This window comes from Kitasatospora cheerisanensis KCTC 2395, from assembly GCF_000696185.1.
GTDB classification, from domain to species: domain Bacteria; phylum Actinomycetota; class Actinomycetes; order Streptomycetales; family Streptomycetaceae; genus Kitasatospora; species Kitasatospora cheerisanensis.
This window is the reverse complement of record NZ_KK853997.1, coordinates 7453572-7474981: the sequence shown is the minus strand read 5'-3', so window position 1 is coordinate 7474981 and position 21410 is coordinate 7453572. Positions and strand designations below refer to the sequence as shown.

Here is a 21410-nt window from a genome sequence, read left to right as displayed (position 1 = left end):
TTAAAGGTCTTTGCAGTAAGTGACAGTAGGGGGTGCCCGGGGACATGGTCAAGACCAATGGGCGGGGTTCCCTGCCACGGCCCCGGGCCGTGAACCGGTACCCTCGCTGGGTGCAAAGCATTTCCACGGTCAACGTCAACGGGATCCGGGCAGCCGCGAAGAAGGGCTTCCTGGAGTGGATGGACGACACCAAGTCCGAGGTGGTCTGCCTCCAGGAGGTGCGCGCCGAGGCCGAGCAGTTCGGCGAGGTCATCGCACGTCTGGACGGCTGGCACGCCGTCTGGGCGCCGTCCGTGGCGAAGGGCCGGGCCGGCGTCGCCGTGCTGTCCCGCCGCACGCCGGACGCCACCCGGATCGGCTTCGGCTCGGCCGAGTTCGACACCACCGGGCGCTACGCGGAACTCGACCTGCCCGGCCTGACCGTCGCCTCCCTCTACCTGCCCTCCGGCGAGGTCGGCACCCCGCGGCAGGACGAGAAGGAACGCTTCATGGCCGAGTTCCTGGTCCACCTCGGCAAACTGCGCGAGCGTGCCGCCGCCGAGGGCCGGGAGGTCCTGGTCTGCGGCGACTGGAACATCGCCCACCGCGAGGCCGACCTGCGCAACTGGAAGGCCAACCAGAAGAAGGCCGGCTTCCTCCCCGAGGAACGCGCCTGGCTCACCCGCGTCCTCGACGAGCACGGCTACGTCGACGTCCTCCGCGCCCACCACCCCGACCAGGACGGCCCCTACTCCTGGTGGTCCTACCGCGGCCGCGCCTTCGACAACGACTCCGGCTGGCGCATCGACTACCACATGGCCACCCCCGCCCTCGCCGCCCGCTGCGTCTCCGCCCACGTCGAACGCGCCGCCACCCACGCGGAACGCTGGTCGGATCACGCGCCTGTGACGGCGGTCTTCGACACGCACTGACCCTGATACCCTCGATTCCCTACATTTCGGCTGCCGGGCTGCGAGCGCCGTACGATCGACGCCCGCCGCCCGGGGCTGGCGGCGGTTGAGCTGCATAGGACTTGGGCGCATCTGGTGGATCTACCGGCGAACAGCGGAGGGGCGTAGCATCCGGCGGCACAGCAGCCACAGGTCGAGGAGCGGCGGCCGCTCTCACCGACAGTCTCTCGACCTGGCCCGCATTACCGCCCCTGCGTGACTGAACCGCGACGGCGGCGAAGAGGCAGCGACGCCGCCGGTCGACAAGGCGGGCGAAGGGCGCGGGGCGTTCATCGCCCGCACGACCGAGGCCGGGATCTCCCACCAGCGGATCGACACGATGCTTTACCGGCGATACGGGGACGACCTGGTGACGCTGGAGTTGGCGGCGTCGGTCGCCGACGGGTGCGGCCCCTCCCAGCTCTGCGGACGGAACTTGCCCGGCTGGTCTCGGCCAACGGTCGGACGGTCGCCGACGTGCTTGCGCAGGCCAGCGGCGAGATCCGCGGACTGTACGAGGAGCTCGACTCCCGCCTGCTCGACCTGGGCGAGGGCCACTGGTCGTCTTCCTGCGGGTCGACCCGACGACGGTCCGGCTGGTCCCGGGCTGGACCCGGGATGGCCGGAGAGTCGGACACCTCGGCACGGGCGGGCCGGAGGTCCGGATCGGCTCGGTGGTCCGGCTGCGCACGAGCTCCGCCGCTGCCGATCGGCCAGGCGATGTGTCCGCCCTGATACCGATTCAGGCGGCTGACGAGGCTGCGGGATTCGCGGACAACACTGGAACGCCACGTAGCTCAGCCGCGTGCACCCGCACTCGGCTGTGCCGACATCGCGCGGGCCCGGTTCTCGCGGATCTCGTCGTGGTGGGCGGCGGCCCAGCCGACCAGGGACGTGGCGATCTCGTGGAGCCCACGGCCGAGCGGGGTCAGGGTGTACTCGACGCGCGGGGGCACTTCGGCGTAGGCGGTACGGGAGACCAGGCCGTCCTGCTGGAGCTGGCGCAGGGTGAGGGTGAGCATGCGCTGGGAGATCCCGGGGACTTGGCGCTGCAGGCCGGTGTAGCGCAGCGGGCCCGGCTCCAGGACGGCGATCAGCAGCAGGCTCCACTTGTCGCCGACGCGGTCCAGAACCTCGCGGATGAAGGCCATGCGATCGGCGGGGATCGCCGCGCACGGCCCGATCGCCGCCGCGACTACCTCCGCTCCGCCGGTCGCCTTCGCTTCGCGGGTCTGTTCCATGCCGCACATTCCTCTCCGGCACGCACACGGATGTGCCTTTTGTACCGCCTTTCATACTGGTCCACCATGGCGTTACGAACAAGTCGTAGGAATTGGAGGTGCGCGGTGAAGGTGGACATCTGGTCCGAGGTGACGTGCCCCTGGTGCGGGCTGGGGCATCACCGCTTGGAGCAGGCCGTGAAGCGGTTCGAGCACGCCGGCGACGTGGAGGTGGTCCACCACTCGTTCCCGCTCAGCAGCAGCTTCCCCGAGGGCCGGACCTTCTCCGTCCGCGAGGCGCTGCTGCGGCGGCACGGTGTCGGCGGCGCCCAGGCCGAGGCGTCGACGCGGCGGATCGAGGCCCTGGCCGCGGCCGAGGGCCTGAGCCCCTACCGGGTGCTGGACAACCGGGTCGGCAACACCGACCTGGCCCACGAGTTCCTCGCCCACGCCTCCGCCCAGGGCAAGAACCACGAAGCGTGGGACGCGATCTTCGACACCTACTTCGGCAGGGCCGAGCCCGTCTTCTCCCTGGACGACCTGCTGGCGCTGGCCGACACCCTGGGCCTGGACCGCGAACAGACCCGGCAGGCCCTCGCCCAGCACCAGTACCGCGAACAGGTCCGCGACGACGCGACCCGCGCTCAGCGCCTCGGCGCGACGGGTGCCCCGTTCATCGTCGTCGACGGCCGCTTCGGCGTCGCCGGCGCGCAGGACAGTGACACCCTGCTCGACCTGCTCCGCACCGCTTGGGACGACACCCACCCGGTCGGCCCCGCCGGTGGCGACGCCCGGGTCTGCGGCCCGGACGGCTGCGCCGTCCCCGTTCACGGCTGATTTCCCCTATCCCATTCACAGGGCGACGAGTCCGGTGAACGTCCTGGTCGTGCAGGGGCTGCTGGCCGCGGTGTTCGCGATGACCGGCGTCAGGGAGACGACCCAGCCGGCCGACGAGCTCGCCGGCATCTGCCCTGCGCCGAGGACCTCGCCCGCGGCCCGGTTCGGCTGATCGGCGCGGTCGAATAGGCCGCTGCCCTCGGACTCCCCGCCGCCACCGGCATCGCAGTGCTCCTCACGCCGCTCGCCGCCACCGGCCTCGCGGTGGCGATGGCGCCGGCCCCCGGCTTCCACCTCCGCCGCCGGGAGTACAGCGCGATCGGCATCACCAGCGTGCTGCTGGCCCTGGCCGCCGTGGTGGGCCTGTGGCCGCTTCGGCCCGCACGCCTCTGATTCCTCCGCATCCGTCCCCGGCCGGCTCCCGCCGCCCGGCGCTCCGCCCACGAAAGGCGATGACTCCCCATGACCGACCTGCTCGTCCTCGGCGGCAGCGGCCGCACGGGCACCCACGTCCTGGCCCAGGCCGCCGAACGCGGCCACCGCGTCCGCGCCCTCGTCCGCGACCCCTCCGCCGTCCACGCCCCGGCCGGCGTCGAACTGATCCAGGGCACGCCCGCGAACATCGACGACATCCGCCGGGCCGCCCACGGCACCCGGGCGGTGATCAGCGTGCTGAACAACGCCCGCGCGTCCGACAACCCCTGGGCCAAGCCGGTCAGCCCGCCGATGTTCATGACCGACGCCGCCCGCAACACCCTGACCGTGATGGCCGAACAGGGCATCCGCCGCATCGCCCTGGCCTCTTCACAGGGCGTCGGCGACGATTGGGCCCGCCTCAACCCGCTGGTGAAGGCGTTCATCAACCTGTCGAACATCAAAGCCGGCTTCACCGACCACACCGGCGTCGACCAGCTCGTGCGCGCCTCCGCCACCGACTGGACCCTCGCCCGCGCCGTCGCCCTCACCGACAAGCCCGCCACCGGCCCCCTGCGCGCCGCCGACCCCGGAACCACCGCCCCCGGCCGCTGGATCAACCGGACCGACCTCGCCCGCTTCCTCCTCGACTCCGTCGACCAGGAGACCTGGATCCACCGCGCCCCGCTGGTGTGGAACGCCCGCGGCTGACTGCCCGTCCGCAGGGACAGCCCCCAGCGGGGGAACCCACGACCGGGAGGCTCGGCGCAGAGGTCGTCCGCGACCTTCCTCGCACGCCCCCGATCACCGACCTCCGCCTGCCGCCGCTGACTGCCGTCCCTCGACTCACTCACCTACGGCCCGCCGCCGCACACCCGGCTGCGCCGCTCGGCGGGGAACCTGCCGTTCGACTCCGACACAGCCGCTCGGCGTGGTGGCGGTCACCAGGTGACGGGCACGACCTCGCGGAGCAGGCGGACTGTCGCCTTCGGGTCCAGGACGCCGGCGTCGCCGCCGATCGAGTGGCAGTGGCAGTGGCAGTGGCAGTGGCAGTGGCAGTGGCCGACGAGCATCTGCGCGGCGGCGGCCCGGCGGGTGTCGGCCGCGGCGGTGTCCCAGACCGTCCGGGCCGCCGCCGCGCCGTGTTCAGCGTGCGAACGCCCGTCCACAGCGCCCCGGCCCGGTCGAGGTGGTCGACCAGGCCGCGCACGGACTCCGCGTCCGGCGCGACGACGATCGCCTCGACGGCTGCCTCGACGAGCGTCTCGTCCGGCATGGGTGGGCGGGGCGGATGCCCCGCAGCCCGCTCCCCGCGATGAGCGCCGTCCGCGGACTCGAGCCGATCGTGAACCTCGCCCGCCTCCACATGCGTGCCGGGCACCACCAGCGCGGCCACCGACTCCTCGGCCTCTACCGCGCCGTCACCAGCGCCATCGAGACCGTCCTCGACGGCATCACCGTCCCGGCCGGCCTGACCGAGACCGACGAGCAGCGCACCGACGTACGGGCGTGGCTGTGGCGGCCGACGGCACCCTCGCCCTCACCACCACCGGCCGCTGGAGCGAGGCCCTGCGCCACATCGATGAGCACCGCGGCATCGGCCGGCGCATCCTCGACGGCCGCCAGACCGCCGTCCTCGCCCGCGCCACTGCGAGCGACCCGCCCGGCGCCCTCGCCCAGCTCGACGACGCCGAACCAGGCGCCCGTTGGGAGGACGCCGGCACCGCACTCTCCCGCCCCGGCGACCGGCAGGCAGCCGAACAGGCCGCCGACCTGTGGACCGCCCTCGAACCGGGCGACCGGCTCGCGGTGTTCACCACCCGCCTCGACACCACCGACCCCGGGCATACCCGCCGCCCGACACCTCGCCAGGGCCACCGTCAGCCGAACGAGTGAATCCGGCGACGGCTACGCCCTGCGCGACCTCCTCGCCCACCCCACCGCCCGCACCGCCCTGGCCCCCGGCCGAGCAACCGCCCTCGAACAGGCTCTCGCCGCCTGCGCACTGGACAGCGGAAGCCTCCCCCAGCACGCCCACAAACAACTGGACACCGCCGCCCTCATGCTCGAAAACGCCCCCTTCGACCCAGGCACGCCCGGACGCGACCCACTTGAACGGCACCCGCCCCATCCCCGACCATCGGACCCCCGGCTACGCCCACCAAGCACCCAACACACCCGGAAACGCCGAGACTTACTGCCCCGGCCCGCCCGGCCGGACCCTCCCGCGACACCGGACAGGGAGCCCTGATTGCCTGCCACCTCCGCCGAGATCGCCGCCACCACCCGCGCCTACCTCGAACGCCACCCCGGCGAACTGGGCCGCCTCCAGCCGCTGCTGGACCTGCTGGCCACCGCACCGGACCCGGCGAGCCGCGCCACGCTGCCCGCGCACGTCACCTGCAGCGGCGTCGTCGTCGACCGCGACCTGCGCGTCCTGCACGTCCACCACCGGGCCACCGGACTGGTCCTGTGCCCCGGCGGGCACGGCGAGGCCACCGACGAGACCCTGCTGGCGACCGCGATCCGCGAGGTCGCCGAGGAAGCCGGGATCCCGCCGGGGGCGCTCTGCCTCGCGCCGCACCTGCTCGACGCGCCCGTGGACATCGACGTCAACGCCATCGACGCGAACCCGGACAAGAACGAAGGCGCGCACCAGCACTACGACTTCCGCTTCGTCTTCTACCTCGCCGACGGCGAGCCGCCGCCCGTGCGCCTCCAGCAGGAAGAGGTCACCGGTGCCGAGTGGCGACCCCTCGTCGAGGTCTCCTCCCCCGATCTGCGCGCCAAACTCCTCGGCGCCGACCTGACGGGCGTCCCTGTGCCGGGGAACGCCTCCGCCGTCATCCACAACGGCCGCGGCCAGTACCTGCTGCACCTGCGCGACAACCACCCGCACATCTGGGCACCGGGCGAGTGGAGCCTGCTCGGCGGCGGCCGAGAGGCGGGCGACGCCACCATCGAGGCCACGCTGCGCCGCGAACTCGCCGAAGAAGTCCCCGGGATCGACCTCGGCGCGGTCGAGCCCCTGACCGTCGAGTGGACGACCGACCGCCACGGCCTGGCCGTCCCGATCCAGATCTTCACCGCCCGCTGGGACGGCCACCCCGACACCGCAGGCTTGCGCGAGGGCGTCCTCGTGCACTGGGTTTGCCCCGAGGACCTGCACCGCCTCCACCTGCGCGACTCCACCCGCCGACTCCTCCAGGAGCACGCCGCAAGCCGGACCGCCGCCCGGCCACCCGCACCCCGCACCCCGCCCGCCACCGGCCAGGTTCGACGCGCGGTCGCGACGGACGCCGACGAGTTGGCGCGGCTGCGTCTGGTGATGCTGCACTCCGCGGACGTCGCCACGCCGCCCGGCTGGGAGAAGACCTGTGCCGCCTGGTTCCGCGAACGCCTCACCGGACAGCGCGGGTTCGCGGCGTTCGTCGTCGACGGCGGCGCGGGGGTGCTGGTGTCGTGCGCGGTCGCCCAGTACGACCACTGCCTGCCCCGCCCGGGCCGGGCACCGTTCAGCGGGGTCATCGCCTCCGTGGCCACCGACCCCGCCCACCGCCGCCGAGGCCACGCCCGGCGGGTGGTCGCCGCCGCCCGGCAGTGGCTCGCCGAGGTCGGCTGCGGGCAGGTCCGCCTGACCGCCTCCCCGGACGGCGAGCGGCTCTACCGCGACCTCGGCTTCACCGACCCGGACCCGGCCGGTCCGATCCCCCTCGCCTGGAGCGCCCCGTGACCACCGACGCCCACCCGCTGTCCGACCCGCTGGCCCAGGCCCGGGCGGACGGCATCGAACGCACCTCCACCAGCGTGCTGCTCACCGACCCCAGCGGCCGCGTCCTGCTGCTGCGCCGCGCCCCCGGAACCCTGCAGGCCGGACTGTGGGAGCTGCCCGGCGGCGGAATCGAACCGGGTGAGGACATCGTCGCGGCCGGGCTGCGCGAGCTGAGCGAGGAGGCCGGCCTCACCGGCGTCCGCGTCACCGCCCACCTCGGCCACGAGGACTACCCCAACTCCCGCGGCGCCCGCACCCGCGCGTTCGTCATCGCCGCCCACCTCGACCACCCCGAGGAGGTGCGGCTGTCGCCCGAGCACGACAACCACCGCTGGGCCTTCCCTGCCGACCTGCCGGAGTCGATCGCCGCCCACGAAGCGGACCTGATCCGCCGACACACCGCGCCGCCGCCTGCCCTGCCGGGGCACCGGCCGCTGCCCGCCTACCTGCCCACGATCCCCGCCGCCCCGATGTGGGGCTCCGTCTTCTTCACCACCGAGGACGGGAAGGCCGTGCTGCTGCGTGCCACCGATCCTGCCAAGGGACTCCAATGGGCGGGCGGGGACGTCGAGTTCACCGACCCGAGCCCGCTGCACACCGCGGTGCGCGAGTGCTTCGAGGAGACCGGCATCCTCCTGCCGCCCGACCCCGACCGGCTGCCCCTGCTGGCCACCGTGTTCGAGCAGCCGCGGGGCGGCTGGCCGGCCAAGGTCGGCTTCGCCTTCCACGGCGGCACGCTGACGCCCGAGCAGGTAGCGGCGATCCGCCTCGATGCCGCCGAGCACACCGAGGTCGTCCTCCTGTCCCGCGACGAACTGGCCGCGCGGAGCGACCCCCGCCGCGCGCAGCTCACCCTCGCCGTCCTGGACGCGGCAAGCACCGGCGTGCCCGCCTACATCGTCCGCTGACACCCGGCCCGCCCCGCCCAGTTCCGTTCGGAAACCTGATCCGATGACCGACTCCCCGCCACCCGTCCTGCTCGCCTGGGCCGCCGGGCACCTGCCCGGCCCGGTCACGGCGGCCGACTGCTCCGGGCCGCGGGCCACCTCGCGGGTGTGGCGCATCAGCGGCCCCGAAGGCGCCGCGGCCTTCCTCAAAATCAACCCGGACGACGACACCTTCGCCCGGGAAGTGGCCGGATACGCGTACGCCGCGCGGTTCCTGCCCGAGCGGCAGGTGCCGAGGCTGCTGGCGAGCGAGCCTCGGCTGCGCGCGCTCCTCAGCTCGGCGCTGCCCGGCCGGGTCGTGCGCGGCCTGCCGCTGGACCGGGGTGTGGAGCTGCGGGTGCACGAGGACGCCGGACGGTTGCTGCGGCGCTGGCACGACCACTCGGACGCGGGCACCGCCACCGACCGGGCGGCGGTCCGCGAGGCGGTGGGCGCCCACGCCCGGGAGGCCGCCGAGTGCCGGGAGGCCCTGGCCGGACGGGTGCCGGACGAGGTGCTCGCCCTCGTCGGCGCGGCGGCCGCCGAGATCTCCGCACTGGCCGACCGGCTGCCGCTGCACTTCCTGCACGGCGACTACGCGACCCGCAACTGGCTGATCGACACCGCCAGCGGGCGACACGGGCTGATCGACTTCGAACAGGCCCGCTACGGCCTGGTGGTCGAGGAGTTCGTCTGGCTGCTCGGGGCGCTGTGGCCCGAGCGCCCCGATCTGCGGGGAGCCTTCTTCACCGGCTACGGCCGGCCGCTCGACGCCGTGGAGGAGCGGCTGCTGTTGCTGCTGACCGTCCGCCTCGGCGCCTCCTACCTGTGCACCGGTCTGTGCGAGAGCCGGGCGGACCTGCAGGAGCGCGGCCACCTCGCCCTCGGCCGGATGGCCGCCCCACCCACCCGCTGCTGACCCGCACCACCCGTCCGCCTTCGAGGAGGAGACCGGTGTCCACCACCGACGAACACCCCGCCCCGCGCGCCGATCAGCACGATGTGCAAGGCCCCAGCGCCGAGGCCCGAGCGGTCCCGCTGCTCGGCGTCCACGCCCTGCCGCGCGATCCCGCTGGACTCCTGCTGGTCGTCGACCGCGGCACGGAGGGCGGCCGGGACCTGCCCAGCAACTTGACGGACAGCGAGCTGCCCGCCATCGCGCTCACCCGTCACCTGCGCGGGGCCGCCGGCGTCGAGGCCGGAGCCGGACGGCTGCTGGCCGGGGACGGCGTGTCCCGCGACCGCGGAGGGATGGCGTGAAGCAGAGCCTGCACAAGGCGGGCGCTGCGGACGGATCGTCCCCGAGCGAGCAGTTACTGTTCGGCGGCCCGATGCGCTACGACGGCGGGTTCGTCCGTGACGAGGCCGCCAGTGCCCAAGCCGGCCTGTGGACGGTCGTGCGGCAGATCCCCGGGATGCTGCGCCTGGCGTGGCGGCTCGCCTGGCGGGCCGACCGAGCCGCCCTGGTGGGGGTGGTGCTCGCCGAGGTCGGCCGTGCCGGTGCGGCGGCGCTGTCCCTGGTCGCTGTCAACGCCGCCCTGGGACACCTGTTCTCCTTCGCCGGGGAGTCCGGTGCGCTGCGCGCGGTGCTGCCTGCCGTGCTGGCGGCCGGTGCCGCCGCCGGTGCCGGCGCCGTCCTCGCGGTGGTGTCCTCCTGGGGGTCGGACCGGCTCAGCCCGCGCATCCAGCGCACGGCGACGGTCGCCCTGCTGGAGCGGGCCCAGCGGGTGGAGATGGCCTCCCTGGAGGACCCGACGTTCAACCGCCTGCTGGAATCCGCCCGGTTCGGCATCCAGTCGGTCCACCGGCTGACCAACGAGTCCGTTGCGGTGCTCAGCACCCTGCTGTCCATGGCCGCCACCGGTGGCGTGCTGTTCAGCCTGTCCCCGGTGCTGCTCCCGCTGCTCGTGCTGATCGCGGCCCCGCGCGCATGGGGTGCGGCCGTCACCGCCCGGCGGCGGCGCAACTCGGTGATGGCCTGGCTGCAACACATGCGGGCGTCCCAGCTCATCGCCCAGCTCCTCACCCAGACCTCCACGGCTGCCGAGATCCGGGTGCACGGCGTCGGTGCCTTTCTGCTGCACCACTTCGAGCAGATGGCGCTGGCCTCGGACGCGGAGCAGGCCCGGCTGGCCGCGGCCGGGGCTCGCACCAAGGTCGCCGCGGCGGCCGCCTCCGGCCTCGCCTTCGTCGCCACCTTCGGCCTGCTCGGCGTGCTGGTCTCCACCGGACACCTGGCGCTCGCCGCCGCCGGCACCGCCGTCGTCGCGGTGCGCACCGGCGCCGCGAACGTCAGTGGTCTGCTGAGCAGCGTCAACCAGCTCTTCGAGGAAGCGCTGTACGTCGGTGACCTGCAAACCCTCGCCATCGAGGCCGAAGCCCTGGCCATCCCCGCCGGCGGCACCGACCTGCCCGAGCGCCCTGACGCCATCCACGTCGAGGACGTCTCCTTCACCTACGCCGGCCGCACCACGCCGTCGCTGGACAAGGTCAGCCTGGTGGTGCCAACGGGCAAGATCGTGGCCCTGGTCGGCGACAACGGCGCCGGCAAGTCCACCCTGGCCCGGCTCCTGTGCGGGCTGTACCGGCCGGACAGCGGCACCATCCGCTGGGACGGCGTCGACACCGCGACCGCCGACCGCGCCCAGCAGTTCGCCTCCACCGTGCTGCTCCCGCAGGACTTCTTCCGCTGGCCCCTCACCCTGCGGGCGATCGTGACCACCGGCCGCCCCGGCCACCACGACGACGCCCGGGCTCTCACCGAGGCGGCCGAGTTCGCGGGCATGGAGGCCCTGCTCCAGAAGCAGGACCGGGGCTGGGACACCCTGGCGGCCAAGGGCTTCGAAGGAGGGGTCGACTTCTCCGGCGGCCAGTGGCAGCGGATCGGCACCGCCCGCACCTACCTGCGGACCACCACGGCGGGCACCGACGGCCGGCGGCCGTTCCTGGTCGTCGCCGACGAGCCGACCAGCGCGCTCGATCCGGCAGCGGAGGTGCGGGCCTTCGACAACCTGCGGCGACTGGCGGGCCAGGGCGCGACCGTGCTGCTGATCACCCACCGCCTGGCCGCCAGCGCCTCCGCGGACCTCATCTACGTCCTCAAGGACGGCCGCCTCGTCGCACAGGGTACGCACGAGGAACTCATGGCCGCCGCCGACGACGAGCAGCCGGCCGCGGGCAGTTACCGCGCCGCCTACCTGCTCCAAGCCCAGCAGTACGCCACCCGGCTCCCCGACCCGCGCCCCGTAGCCGACGACCAGGGGAGCCTTCGGTGAGCGTCTGGAGCAGTGGCCCTTTCGCAGGGGCAGGACCACCCTCGTCGCCGACCGGAAGAGACACCGCAGCGGATCGCGGACCGAACACTGCTGCCCCTCAGACGTAGTGACGGTTCGTCAGCACTTCCCGCCCACGCCACCGGTGCCGGGCGTCCCGTCGTGACGGAAGGCGTTGTCCGCTCCGACGGCAGCGCCGTGCCCTCTGTCCGCCGCACCGCGCACCGGCCGGGCGGCCGAAGCGAGCGCCACCACGAACGCCCGAACCTGCCCCTGCCCCTGTCCCTGCCCCTGCCCCTGCCCCTGCCCCTGCCGCACAACGGGAAGAAGGAGTCCGGCATTCGCGCCGCCCGGATCGAGTTGCTGACAACGATGTGGCGGATGCCCGCCGGCGCCCGGACCCGCGAACACCTCTACCTGGCCACGGGCCTGACCGTCGGTGAGCACCAGCGGGAGCCCAGCGAAGCCGACATGGAACTGCACTGGATCCCGCTGGGAGAAGCGGTGGCAATGTGCGGCGACGGCCGGATCACCGAGGCCGGCACCCTCGCGGCCGTCCTGCTCACCGCTCAGCGCACCCCCTCCCACTGCCGCACCAGGCCACAGCGCCCCTCGCACCCGGGACGACCGTCAGCGGTCCGGAGACGCAAGCCCGCTGACTGCCCATCACCGAAGCCTCCCTGCCCGCCTGCACCGCGCGCCTGGTCCAACCGCCGGTGCGAACGCCCTCGAACACCACCACCACTGTCCCGGAGGACCCACCCGCATGCGGCACGCCGACCTTCCCGCTCACACCGCTGGCGCAGTGCTGCGCACCGGCGGCTGCCTGTGCGGGGCGCTCCGGTTCACCGCTGGTCAAGCGAGTCGGTGGCGGTTCCTAGATCGTCTGGCACGCTGATGGGATGGAAAACCAGTCGACCCTTCAGATGTCCACTGGCAAGGGCTTGCGGCTGTGCGACTTCTGCGGTCACCAGGTCGCCCTGGACTCCGTCGACGAATACGACTGTTCGGTTTGTGGGGTCCCGAGTCCGGGTGACTCAGGCCGAGGTGGCCGACCGGGTCGTGGAACCTGGGCTTCGCAGAAACGATCGCGTACCGGCTGGCGATGAAGCGTGTCTGCCCCCGTCGCGGGCCGGGTTCGGCCTGCTCTGCATCACTGCCGGCCCCGATCCCCGAACGCCGCGCCACCTGCCCGCACAGCGCACGCTGACGACCGGCCGCGCACCGGGACGTCGGCGGGATCGACTTCCCGTGCCCGCGGGGTCGCCCCGCGTTCCCGGCGGCTGACGACCGCGCCCCCGTACCGCATCGACTGGAGGATCCCCGTGGAGCGTCCCGTACTGGACCCCAACGTGCTCGACCCGAACGTGCCGGACCCGAAGGCGCTCGACCCGAACGCGCTCGACCTGAACGTGCCGGACCCGATCGTGCTCGACCCCACCGGGCGTGCCCGTGAAGCCGAGACCGCCGAGCTGATCGCGCGCGGTCCGGCCACACCGGTCGACCTCCTGGGCGTCCGGGCCTGGGCGGTGTCCGACCCGCTGCTGTTGGAAGAACTGCTCAAGGACCCTCGGGTGTCCAAGGACGGCCTGCGGCACTGGCCCGACTACGACCGGGCGGTGCGGACCTGGCCGCTGGCGCTGTGGGTGAGCGTGCGCAACATGTTCAACTCCCACGGCGCCGACCACCGGCGGCTGCGCCGGCTGGTCAGCAGCGCCTTCACGCCCCGCCAGATCGTCGCCATGACCGCGCGGGTGGAGGAGCTGACCGACGCCCTGCTGGACGACCTGGCCGGGGGCGCCCCCGGCCAGGTGGTGGACCTGCGCGAACGTTTCGCCTACCCGCTGCCGATCCAGGTCATCTCCCAACTGCTGGGCGTGCCGCGGGAGGTGACGGCCGGCTTCCGGGACATGGTCGACAAGGTCTTCGCCACCACCCTCACCCCCGAGGAGTCGGCGGCCAACGGCGCGGCGTTCCAGGCCCTGCTGGAGGAGCTGATCGCCGCCAAGCGCCGCGAGCCGGGCGAGGACATGACCTCCCTGCTGATCGCCGCCCGCGACACCGAGTCCGGCGCCGGCCCCGCCGCGCTGAGCGAGGAGGAGCTGCGCGACACCCTGCTGCTGATCGTCTCGGCCGGCTACGAGACCACCGTGAACCTGATCGACAACGGCATCACCGACCTGCTCACCCACCCCGACCAGCTCGCCCTGGTGCGGGCGGGCAGGGCCGGCTGGGACGACGTGGTCGAGGAGGCGCTGCGCCGCGACGCCCCGCTGGCGCACCTGCCGATGCGCTTCGCGGTGCAGGACATCGAGCTGCCCGGCGGGGTGACGGTCCGCCGGGGCGATCCGATCCTGGGCGCCTACCAGGCCGCCGGGCGCCACCCGGCGCGCTACGGAGACAGCGGCGCCGGCTTCGACGTCACCCGCCCGGCCAAGGACCACCTCGCCTTCGGTCACGGCCCGCACTTCTGCCTCGGCGCACCGCTGGCCCGCCTGGAGGGACGCACCGCACTGAGCCGCCTGTTCGCGCGTTTCCCCGACCTCGCGTTCGCCCCGGGCACGCAACTGGAGCCGGTCGACTCGCTCATCTCCAACGGGCACCGCACCCTGCCGGTCCTCCTCGGCCCCCCGGCGCCCTGACGGGGCGCCTCGTCGCGCATCGAAACAGCTCCTGCGATCTGGCACCGGGCCTGCGCGAGGGCGTCCTCGTGCACACTGGGTGAACCCCGAGGACCTGCACCGCCTCCACCTCCGCGACTCCTCCCACCGGTTCGGCCCTGCCGAGGCCGGGCCGGACACACGTCGGAACCGGTGGCGGGCAGGGCCATGACGATGCCGAATCCGGCGAACAGCGGCCAGAGGTGGCGCTAGGTGGGGTTCTTGGCCTTCTTGGCGTCCAGGGTGCTGGTCCTTTCAGTCGTTCTTCGGCTTCCTTCGCTGACGGTCCGGCCGGAGGAGTCCGATGGTGAAGCGGACGAACTGGATTCCGCCGGCGGCGAGAATTCCCCCGGCGGCGGCGCGAATTGTTGTGCCTGTGGTCGAGTCGCCGGATATCCGGCCCGAAACGAAGAGGACCAGGCAGGCGAATGCTGCGTAGGCGAGGAGGGCGGTAAGAATCTTGGCGGCCTTTGCGAATTTCACCTGATTCTCGTCTCTGTGTCCGAGGAGGCGGGCAGGTCGGGTGGCTGCTGTGCGACCCCCCGACCTGCCCCTTCTGTTCGTGGCCGCTACTGTCGGCCGATTTCATCCGGTGGGGTCGGCGTCAGAACCAGCTCCATGATCCGCGGTGACGACCGGTTCCCCTGAAGAAATTCTTGACGCTGCCGCCACCGTATCGGGTGAGTACCGCGTTGATGGTCGATGCGGCCGCGTACCCGCGCCAGGTCCGGCCCTGGTCGACACCGAAGCGATAGCCGATCGCGCCGCCGACCGCACCACCGGCCCAGAGGCAGGCAGCAGACCCGGTGCCTCCCGTGACGGCGAGGCAGCCGCCGGTGACCACGGCGGTCGCCACTCCGGTGATGATGGTCTGCTTGTTGTTCTTCCAGGTGGTCGCGCCCCAGCAGCCCTTGCCCTTGTTCCGGATGAGGCACCAGCGGCCGTCGAGGTCGAACTTGGTGAGCGGATCGCCGTGCACGTATTCGTAGGCGTTGGCGTTGCCGCCGTACACGGGGTCGACAGACAGGAAGCGGCCGGCGGCGGGGTTGTAGAGGCGCACGCCCATCAGGGTGAGGCCGGCCGGGGTGTCGGCGGCGCGCTGCTTGGCGCCGAGCCAGCCGTAGCGGACGGCGGCCTGGTCCTGGCGGGGATTGCCGTACTCGTCGTGGTCGAGTACGGCGGGGGCGCCTCCGGCCAGGGGGAGTTGGAGGGTGATGTCGCCGTGCAGGTTGGCGAACTGCAGTGTGACGGTGCCGCCGTTGGCGGTCGTTGCGGCGAGGTCGCCGGCCGGCCCGGCCACGTTGCGGGTGAAGTTGCCGAGGTTGTCGCCGGTCCAGCGCGGGTTGTCGGAGTCGGAGCCGTAGTGGTTGGTGGACGTGCGGTTGGTGGTCCAGGTGCCGGCGTTGCTGGTCTCGGTGGTCCAGGCGCGGAAGCGCTGGCTGGAGTCGAGGGTCCAGGTCTGGCGGTTGGCGCCGGTGGTCTGCTGCTGGACCAGGTCGTTGTTGTGGTAGGCGACGGTGGAGCCCGGCAGTGCGGTGGTCCGGCCGAACGCGTCGTAGGTGTGGCCGGCGTTCACCAGGCGGTCGGCGCTGTCGTAGCTGCTGGTCTGGGTGGTGGCTCCGGTGGTGGTGCAGTCGGTGCCGCGGGCGGCGACGGCCGTGGCGAGCGAGGTGCGGTTGGTGTTGTTGTCGAAGCCGTAGCTGCGGGTGGTGCAGACGGCGTCGGGGGAGGTGTCCTGGACGCCGGTGAGGCGGCCGGCCTTGTCGTAGGCGTAGCTCTGGGCCGCGGTGACGCCGGGGGTTCCGGTGTGGGTGGCCCACTGGCCGTGGACGGTCTCGGTGACTCCGTCGGCGATCAGCACCGCGCCGTCGCTGTCGCGGACGTAGGTGCGGTTCACGGCGGTCCCGGACGGGTCACGGCGGTCGGTCATGGTGTAGCCGCCGGGCAGGCCCTGGGTGATGGCGGTGCCGTCGGCGTCGTAGCGGGCGGTGAAGGTGCCGGCGACGGAGTCGGTGACCGAGGTGGCCAGGCCGCGCGGGTCGACGGCGGTGTCGTAGGTGTAGGTGGTGGTGGACGGCGCGCTGTCGGTGACCTTGGTGGGCCGGTCGAGGGCGTCGTACTCGGTGGTGGTGGTCGCGCCGTCGGCGTCGGTGTACGAGGTCTGGCGGAGCAGTGCGTCGTACGCCTTGGTGAGGGTTCCGCCGCCGGTGGAGGTCTGCTTGGTGACCTTGCCGGTGACGGGGTCGTAGGTGGTGGTGACCGCCGGGGCGGCTGCGCCGAGGCCTCCGGTGACGGTGGTGGTCACCGGGCGGCCGGCCGCGTCGGGGGTGGTCGTGGTGGTGCGGGTGATGCCGCCCGCGGTCTCGTCGGTCTGGGTTTCCTGGCCGAACAGGCCGTACTGGACGGTCTTGACGGGCAGTTGGGCCGGGTTGGCGCCGCCGCCGGTGATGTCGCCGGCCGGGCCGGTGCTGCAGATGAGGTCGGCCCATTCGGGGCGGCCGGCGCAGGCGCCGGTGCCGGTGGCGGACCAGTAGGTGGTGCGGGTGGTGCCCGCGTCCGAGCCGTTCGACTTGGGGAGGGACTTGGATGTCACCCGGCCCTGGTTGTCGTAGCCGGTGGTGGTGGTGAGGTTCAGGCCGCCGGCGTCCTGGATCTGCTGGGTGGCGACGCCGAGCGCCCAGTCGAAGACGCTCTTGTCGGTTCGGGTCTCGGCGAACACCTCGGGCCAGGCGCGCAGCGCGCCGCCGGTGACGGTGGTGGTGACCTGGTCCTTGACCTTGGCGGTGCCGTCGGTGGGGCGGCCCTCGTCGTAGGTCTTCACGGTGCGGGTGCGGGCGACGGTCTGGGTGCCGGCCTTGGCGACGGTCGCGCCGCCGGAGGCCACGTCCGCGGCGAGGGTGACGCGGTGCAGGGGGCCGGAGTTCTCCGTCTCGCGCTGCCCGTCGGCGCTGTAGACGCTGGTGGTGGAGAGCAGTTGGGCGCGTTCGCGGCCGGGCAGGTTGTTGATGCCGAGGTCGGCCAGTTGGGCCTTGGCGGCGTCGGTGGTGCCGAGGGCGAGTTCGCGGTTGGCGGCGGTCAGCGTGCGGACGCTGTTGCCCCACTTGTCGTACTCGGTGGTGGTGATGCGGTGTCCGGGGGCGGCGGTGTTGACCTGGCGGCCGGAGGCGTTCAGGTAGTTGACGGTGGCCCGGGTGTAGTCGCCCGCGTTCAGGTCGGCGCCGCTGTGGGAGGCGGGGACCTGGTCGGCGGGGAAGACGGCGGTGGCGTCGGTGGGCAGGTCGGTCTGGCCCCAGGTGGCGCCGGCGGTGACCGACAGGTCCTCGGGGGCCTTGCTGCCGCTGGTGGGCACGCCGTACACGACGGTGGTGTTGGCGGTGCCGTTGACGGTGTTGGTGCCCGGGGCGAGGGTGTTGGTCCACACCTTGGTGAGCATGCCGTCGCCGGCGGCCGGGTTGGCCGCGATGTTGCCGTAGGCCATGTGGTAGCCGCCGTTCATGCCGGGCGGCAGGACGGCGTAGAGCGCGCCGTCGGAGGCGGTGCCCTCGATGTACGAGTACTGGGTCTTGGCGCCGGTGCCCAGGCGCGGGTCCCAGAACTGGCGCAGCCGGCCGGCCAGGTCGTACCGGTAGGCGGCGACGTCGGTGGCGGTGGCGTTGGCGGCGCCGGGGGCGGTGGCCCACAGCTTGATGGTGGAGACCTGTCCGGCGAAGTCGCCGAAGTCGGTGCCGTTGGTGCTGCCGGTCGCGGTGGTGGCGGTGGCGTAGACGAACTGCAGGACGCGGCAGCCCTTGGTGGCCGGGTCGGCCGCGCAGGCGGTGGCGGTGGCGGCGGAGGTCGGCGCGATCATGTACTTCGGCCGGGCCAGGGTCTTGCCGCCCAGCACGGTCTTCTCGGAGATGACGGTGGTGGTGGAGTTGGCCAGGCCGTCGAGCAGCGTGGACGTCACGGTCCAGGTGGCGGCGGCCGGGTCGACCTTGGCGAAGGTGGTGACGGTGCCGTCGGTGTCGGAGAGGGTGAAGTCGCCCGAGGCGAACGAGCCGCGCAGGGTCAGCGCCTCGCTGCCGGGTTCCGGCACCCAGCCGTTGCCGGCCGTGTTGGCGGTGAAGCCGATCGTCTCGCCCTCGGCGAGGACGACGTCCAGCGAGGTGTTCGAGGTCTTGCGGATCTCGGTGTACCCGGACTGGGAGACCTCCGAGGCCACGCCGGAGGTCCAGTTCGGGCCGAAGATCGGGGCCTGGCCGTCCTTGCTCGCCGCGGCCTTCGGGTCGCGGGAGGAGTTGGTGCGGCCGACCGTCAGGCCGAAGAACGAGGCGTCGGTGGCGGAGACCGTGAAGTCACCGGTCAGCAGGTTGACGGTGCCGGGTCCGATCTGCTGGGTCGCGGCGCCGCTGGCCTTGCGGTCGATGACGGCCTTGACGCCTTCGGAGGAGACGGCGGCGTTGTTCGGGCCGGTGAAGTCGGCGCGGATCTGGACGGTGCCGTCGGGGTTGACGGTGGACGTCGCGTTCCAGGTCAGCGCCGGGCTCTTGCCGCCGTTCAGTGCGACGGGCCAGGTCACGGCGCTGCCGCCGTTGGTGACGTCGGCCGCCGGGACGGTGGTCCACGCATCGGCGTCCGAGCGGCGCCAGGAGAAGCTGACGGCGTTGTACTTCGCGGCGTCGGCTTCGGCGATCAGCGGGAGGCGGGCGGCGGTGCGGGTGCCGTCGTTGGGTGAGATGACGCCGCCGGCGCCGACCTGGAAGGTGTACGACACCGCCTCGGACTTGTTCTCGGCCTTGTCCGTCGCGCGGACCTGGAGGGTCTGGGTGCCGGCCTTGTCCGGAGTGACCGTCAGGTTGACCGGCGCGGTGGAGCCGCCGGTGGGGACCTTCGTCCAGTTGGTGCCGTCGAGCGTCCACTCCAGGGCGCTCTGGTCACCGGACGGCGGGGTCACGGTGAACACCCCGGCCTGGCCGGCGCCCTTGACCCACTGCCCGGACGGGTAGTCGGTCGAGGTGACGGCGCCCGGCGCGGACGGCGCGGAGGTGTCGACCGTGAAGTACGCCCACGGCGACCAGGTGTTGTTGTAGTGCATGCCGTCGTAGGGCGAGGTGCGGAACCGGTACGTCCTGCCGTTGGTCAGCAGTCCGGCCGGGACGGTCACCGAGGCGGGCTGGCCCGACGCGACGTACGGGGAGACCAGGACGTTGCCGACCTGCGCGTTGGTGTCGTTGTCGAAGATCTGGAACGTGCCGTCGACCTTGTCGTTGTTCGGGTCGACGAAGGTGTCGCGCAGCGTCGGGGTGGTGGAGTTGACCCACCAGGTGCCGTTCGCGTCCTTGTGGAACGGGGAGCCGGCCTGCTGGTCGGTGCCGGTGCGCGGACGGTAGTTGTAAGTGACCGTCAGCTTCGGGACGTTGGTGCCGGCTTCGGAGGAGTTGACCTCCTTCCAGTACTTGGTGCTGGTCTCGTCCGGCGCGCGCAGGCCCATGCCGGCGGTCGGCTTCTTCGCCGAAGTCCAGCTCTGCACCAGGTTGGTGACGTCGGCGTTGATCCAGCCGTCGTTCTGGCAGCCGGTGCGGCCCGCGGTCTCGTTCGACGAGGCCTGCTTGGAGTTCCAGGCCGGCTGCGACGCCCATCGGGAGGCCGTGGAGGCGAGGCCGGTGTCGTACACGTCCCAGGCGTAGCCGGCGCAGTCGCTGTTGCCGGAGTGGAAGTTCCACAGGCTCAGCGTCGCGTTCGTGACGAGTGCGTCCGCGATCGGGGCGGTGTTCCAGTTGATGAAGGCGCGGGCCTCGCGGGACGAGCCGTCGGCGTTCTTGGTGCCTGGGTTGCCCCAGTAGATCTCGGTGTCCGCGGACCAGTCGACCGTCTCCCCCTTCTGCACCCGGGTGTCGAACACGTTGCCCAGCGCGATCGTCGACGGGTCGACGGTGACCGGGTACTGCGTCTTCGGGTCGGCGAGGAACGCGGCGTCGGGGGTGAACACCAGGTCGAGGTTCTCGCCGCGCCGGACGACCTTCAGGTCGACCTTCGCCCGCCTCGCGTGCTCGCGGGATCCCTCCGCCACGGTGGTGGAGTCCCACATCACCGGCGCGGGCAGCACGGCGCGCTTCTCGCCGGTCTTCCGGTCGGTGAACAGCACGCTGCCGTCGGCCTGTGCCTCGGCCTTCAGGCCCGTGGCCTTCAGCGGCATCGTGTAGGAGTAGCCGGCCGCCGCCGGGCGCTGCTTGAGGACGGTGTACTGCTCGAAGCCGGTGCGGGTGGCCTCGACGACCAGGTCGGCGGCGCCGTCGCTGATCGCGTCCTGGTACGTCGCCTTCGTGCCGTCCAGCACGGGCGCCGGCAGGCCGCCCCTCCACTGCAGTTCGACCTGCTGGTCGCCCTCGCCGAGGGTCACCAGGGTGCGGTCCTCGCCCTTGCCGGCCTGCGAGTCCGCGAAGGACTTCGCCCGGGTGCCGCCCGGCGCGGCCAGCTTCAGCCCGCCGGGATGCGCCTTCGGCGCGACCGAGCCGTCCGGCTGCTGGTGCAGCGTCAGGTCGACGTCGGTCCACTGGCCGTCGCGCTGGAAGCGCACCGGTCCGGCGAACAGCTCCGTGGTCAGCGACCCGTCCTTGTTCACCCACGTCGTCGAGGTCTCGGTCCGCTCGGACAGCGCCTCCACGCGCTGTCCGGACAGCCGCGCCGCGACCCGGGCCGACGGCACGTCCGCCGCCGACGTGGCCCACTGCGGGTTCTTCGCGCCTTGCGTCGCACCGGACTTCTCCGGCTTCGGCGCCGCCAGCGCGTTCTCCGCACCGGCCAGCAGCGACACCGACACGGCGAGCGCCAGGACGGCGCTCACCCCCCGGGCACCCGGCGGCGTCAGCCGTCTGCGGCGCCCCGATATGCGCTCGTGCACATCCACTCCTCGTCACAGACCCATCACTCCGATGGGACGTGCACGGATGCTAAAGGGAGTGCAAAGTGGGCGTAAAGGATCAAGGTCTCCCATGTGCAGACAAGGCAATGCCCCGCGCAATCCGTTTGTGACCAAAGCGTGATGGGCCGTCACCTCACTTGCGCAGAGCGCCGTTCGGCCCGCCCGACCGGAACTCGCCGACACCGCCGTCCCACGCGGGCCCGGAGCGGCCCGCCCGGTCGGCTGCGCCCCGGAAAGCCCAGGTCGAACGGGGTGCCACCTCCCGGGCCGGGCACCCTCGACCATCGCCCCCCGCCTGCGGCGGCGCCGACCGGCACCGGATGCCCCGTCGACAGGCACGCCCGCCCAGGACTTCCTGCGGGACTTCACGGCAGCACCGGGGGCACAACCGGCGGGCGTCGCGCCCACCGGTGCTGGAGCTGCGTGGAACGGACGCCGTGTCAGGTGATATTCATACGGGAATCGCTCCCCGCGCCCGC

16 protein-coding genes are annotated in these 21410 nt (G+C 72.7%); 12 read left to right on the top strand and 4 right to left on the bottom strand.

Annotated elements, in window-relative coordinates:
• Nucleotides 1–110: 110 nt before the first annotated feature.
• The gene (locus KCH_RS33615) at nucleotides 111–911 is read left to right on the top strand and encodes an exodeoxyribonuclease III (protein WP_035869529.1); all 801 of its coding nucleotides are present in this window, start codon (nucleotides 111–113) and stop codon (nucleotides 909–911) included.
• Nucleotides 912–1726: 815 nt separating this feature from the next.
• On the opposite strand, the gene KCH_RS33605 is transcribed toward KCH_RS33615, so the two are convergent.
• Complete coding sequence (locus KCH_RS33605) at nucleotides 1727–2170, bottom strand: winged helix-turn-helix transcriptional regulator (protein WP_035869524.1); 444 nt, start codon at nucleotides 2168–2170, stop codon at nucleotides 1727–1729.
• 66 nt (nucleotides 2171–2236) lie between these two features.
• Between KCH_RS33605 and KCH_RS33600 the strand changes: the two genes are divergently transcribed.
• From KCH_RS33600 to KCH_RS33590, 4 genes are all read left to right on the top strand, one after another.
• Complete coding sequence (locus KCH_RS33600; RefSeq protein ID WP_244305545.1) at nucleotides 2237–2986, top strand: DsbA family oxidoreductase; 750 nt, start codon at nucleotides 2237–2239, stop codon at nucleotides 2984–2986.
• Nucleotides 2987–3020: 34 nt separating this feature from the next.
• Complete coding sequence (locus KCH_RS43605; protein WP_208866016.1) at nucleotides 3021–3158, top strand: hypothetical protein; 138 nt, start codon at nucleotides 3021–3023, stop codon at nucleotides 3156–3158.
• A 56-nt stretch (nucleotides 3159–3214) separates the two neighbouring features.
• The gene (locus tag KCH_RS45445) at nucleotides 3215–3379 is read left to right on the top strand and encodes a DoxX family protein (protein ID WP_244305544.1); all 165 of its coding nucleotides are present in this window, start codon (nucleotides 3215–3217) and stop codon (nucleotides 3377–3379) included.
• 69 nt (nucleotides 3380–3448) lie between these two features.
• On the top strand, nucleotides 3449–4111 hold the full coding sequence (locus KCH_RS33590; RefSeq protein WP_035869514.1) for an NAD(P)-dependent oxidoreductase: 663 nt from the start codon (nucleotides 3449–3451) through the stop codon (nucleotides 4109–4111).
• A gap of 230 nt (nucleotides 4112–4341) precedes the next feature.
• On the opposite strand, the gene KCH_RS33585 is transcribed toward KCH_RS33590, so the two are convergent.
• A complete protein-coding gene (locus tag KCH_RS33585) occupies nucleotides 4342–4569 on the bottom strand; it encodes a hypothetical protein (protein WP_035869513.1) in 228 nt (75 codons plus the stop codon).
• Between the two features lie 340 nt (nucleotides 4570–4909).
• On the opposite strand from KCH_RS33585, the gene KCH_RS38230 reads away from it, so the two are divergent.
• The 7 genes from KCH_RS38230 (at nucleotide 4910) to KCH_RS33540 (ending at nucleotide 14012) form a co-directional block, all read left to right on the top strand.
• The gene (locus KCH_RS38230) at nucleotides 4910–5296 is read left to right on the top strand and encodes a hypothetical protein (RefSeq protein ID WP_157032300.1); all 387 of its coding nucleotides are present in this window, start codon (nucleotides 4910–4912) and stop codon (nucleotides 5294–5296) included.
• Between the two features lie 355 nt (nucleotides 5297–5651).
• Nucleotides 5652–7133, top strand: coding sequence for an NUDIX hydrolase (locus KCH_RS45440; protein WP_063750225.1), 1482 nt, complete (start codon nucleotides 5652–5654; stop codon nucleotides 7131–7133).
• On the top strand, nucleotides 7130–8080 hold the full coding sequence (locus tag KCH_RS40465; protein ID WP_051653733.1) for an NUDIX hydrolase: 951 nt from the start codon (nucleotides 7130–7132) through the stop codon (nucleotides 8078–8080). The genes KCH_RS45440 and KCH_RS40465 overlap by 4 nt, the downstream gene beginning before the upstream one ends.
• A gap of 43 nt (nucleotides 8081–8123) precedes the next feature.
• Nucleotides 8124–9017, top strand: a complete 894-nt coding sequence (locus KCH_RS33560) for an aminoglycoside phosphotransferase family protein (protein ID WP_035869510.1) — start codon at nucleotides 8124–8126, stop codon at nucleotides 9015–9017.
• A 35-nt stretch (nucleotides 9018–9052) separates the two neighbouring features.
• A complete protein-coding gene (locus KCH_RS33555) occupies nucleotides 9053–9358 on the top strand; it encodes a hypothetical protein (protein WP_035869505.1) in 306 nt (101 codons plus the stop codon).
• Complete coding sequence (locus KCH_RS33550; protein ID WP_051653732.1) at nucleotides 9355–11373, top strand: ATP-binding cassette domain-containing protein; 2019 nt, start codon at nucleotides 9355–9357, stop codon at nucleotides 11371–11373. The genes KCH_RS33555 and KCH_RS33550 overlap by 4 nt, the downstream gene beginning before the upstream one ends.
• A 1403-nt stretch (nucleotides 11374–12776) precedes the next feature.
• A complete protein-coding gene (locus tag KCH_RS33540; RefSeq protein WP_035874972.1) occupies nucleotides 12777–14012 on the top strand; it encodes a cytochrome P450 family protein in 1236 nt (411 codons plus the stop codon).
• Between the two features lie 273 nt (nucleotides 14013–14285).
• Here the strand turns inward: KCH_RS33540 and KCH_RS33535 are convergent, their stop codons facing one another.
• Nucleotides 14286–14513: a hypothetical protein gene (locus KCH_RS33535; RefSeq protein WP_035869500.1), complete on the bottom strand. Its 228-nt coding sequence runs from the start codon at nucleotides 14511–14513 to the stop codon at nucleotides 14286–14288.
• A gap of 121 nt (nucleotides 14514–14634) precedes the next feature.
• Nucleotides 14635–20853, bottom strand: a complete 6219-nt coding sequence (locus KCH_RS33530) for a DNRLRE domain-containing protein (protein WP_051653731.1) — start codon at nucleotides 20851–20853, stop codon at nucleotides 14635–14637.
• Between the last annotated feature and the right edge of the window lie 557 nt (nucleotides 20854–21410).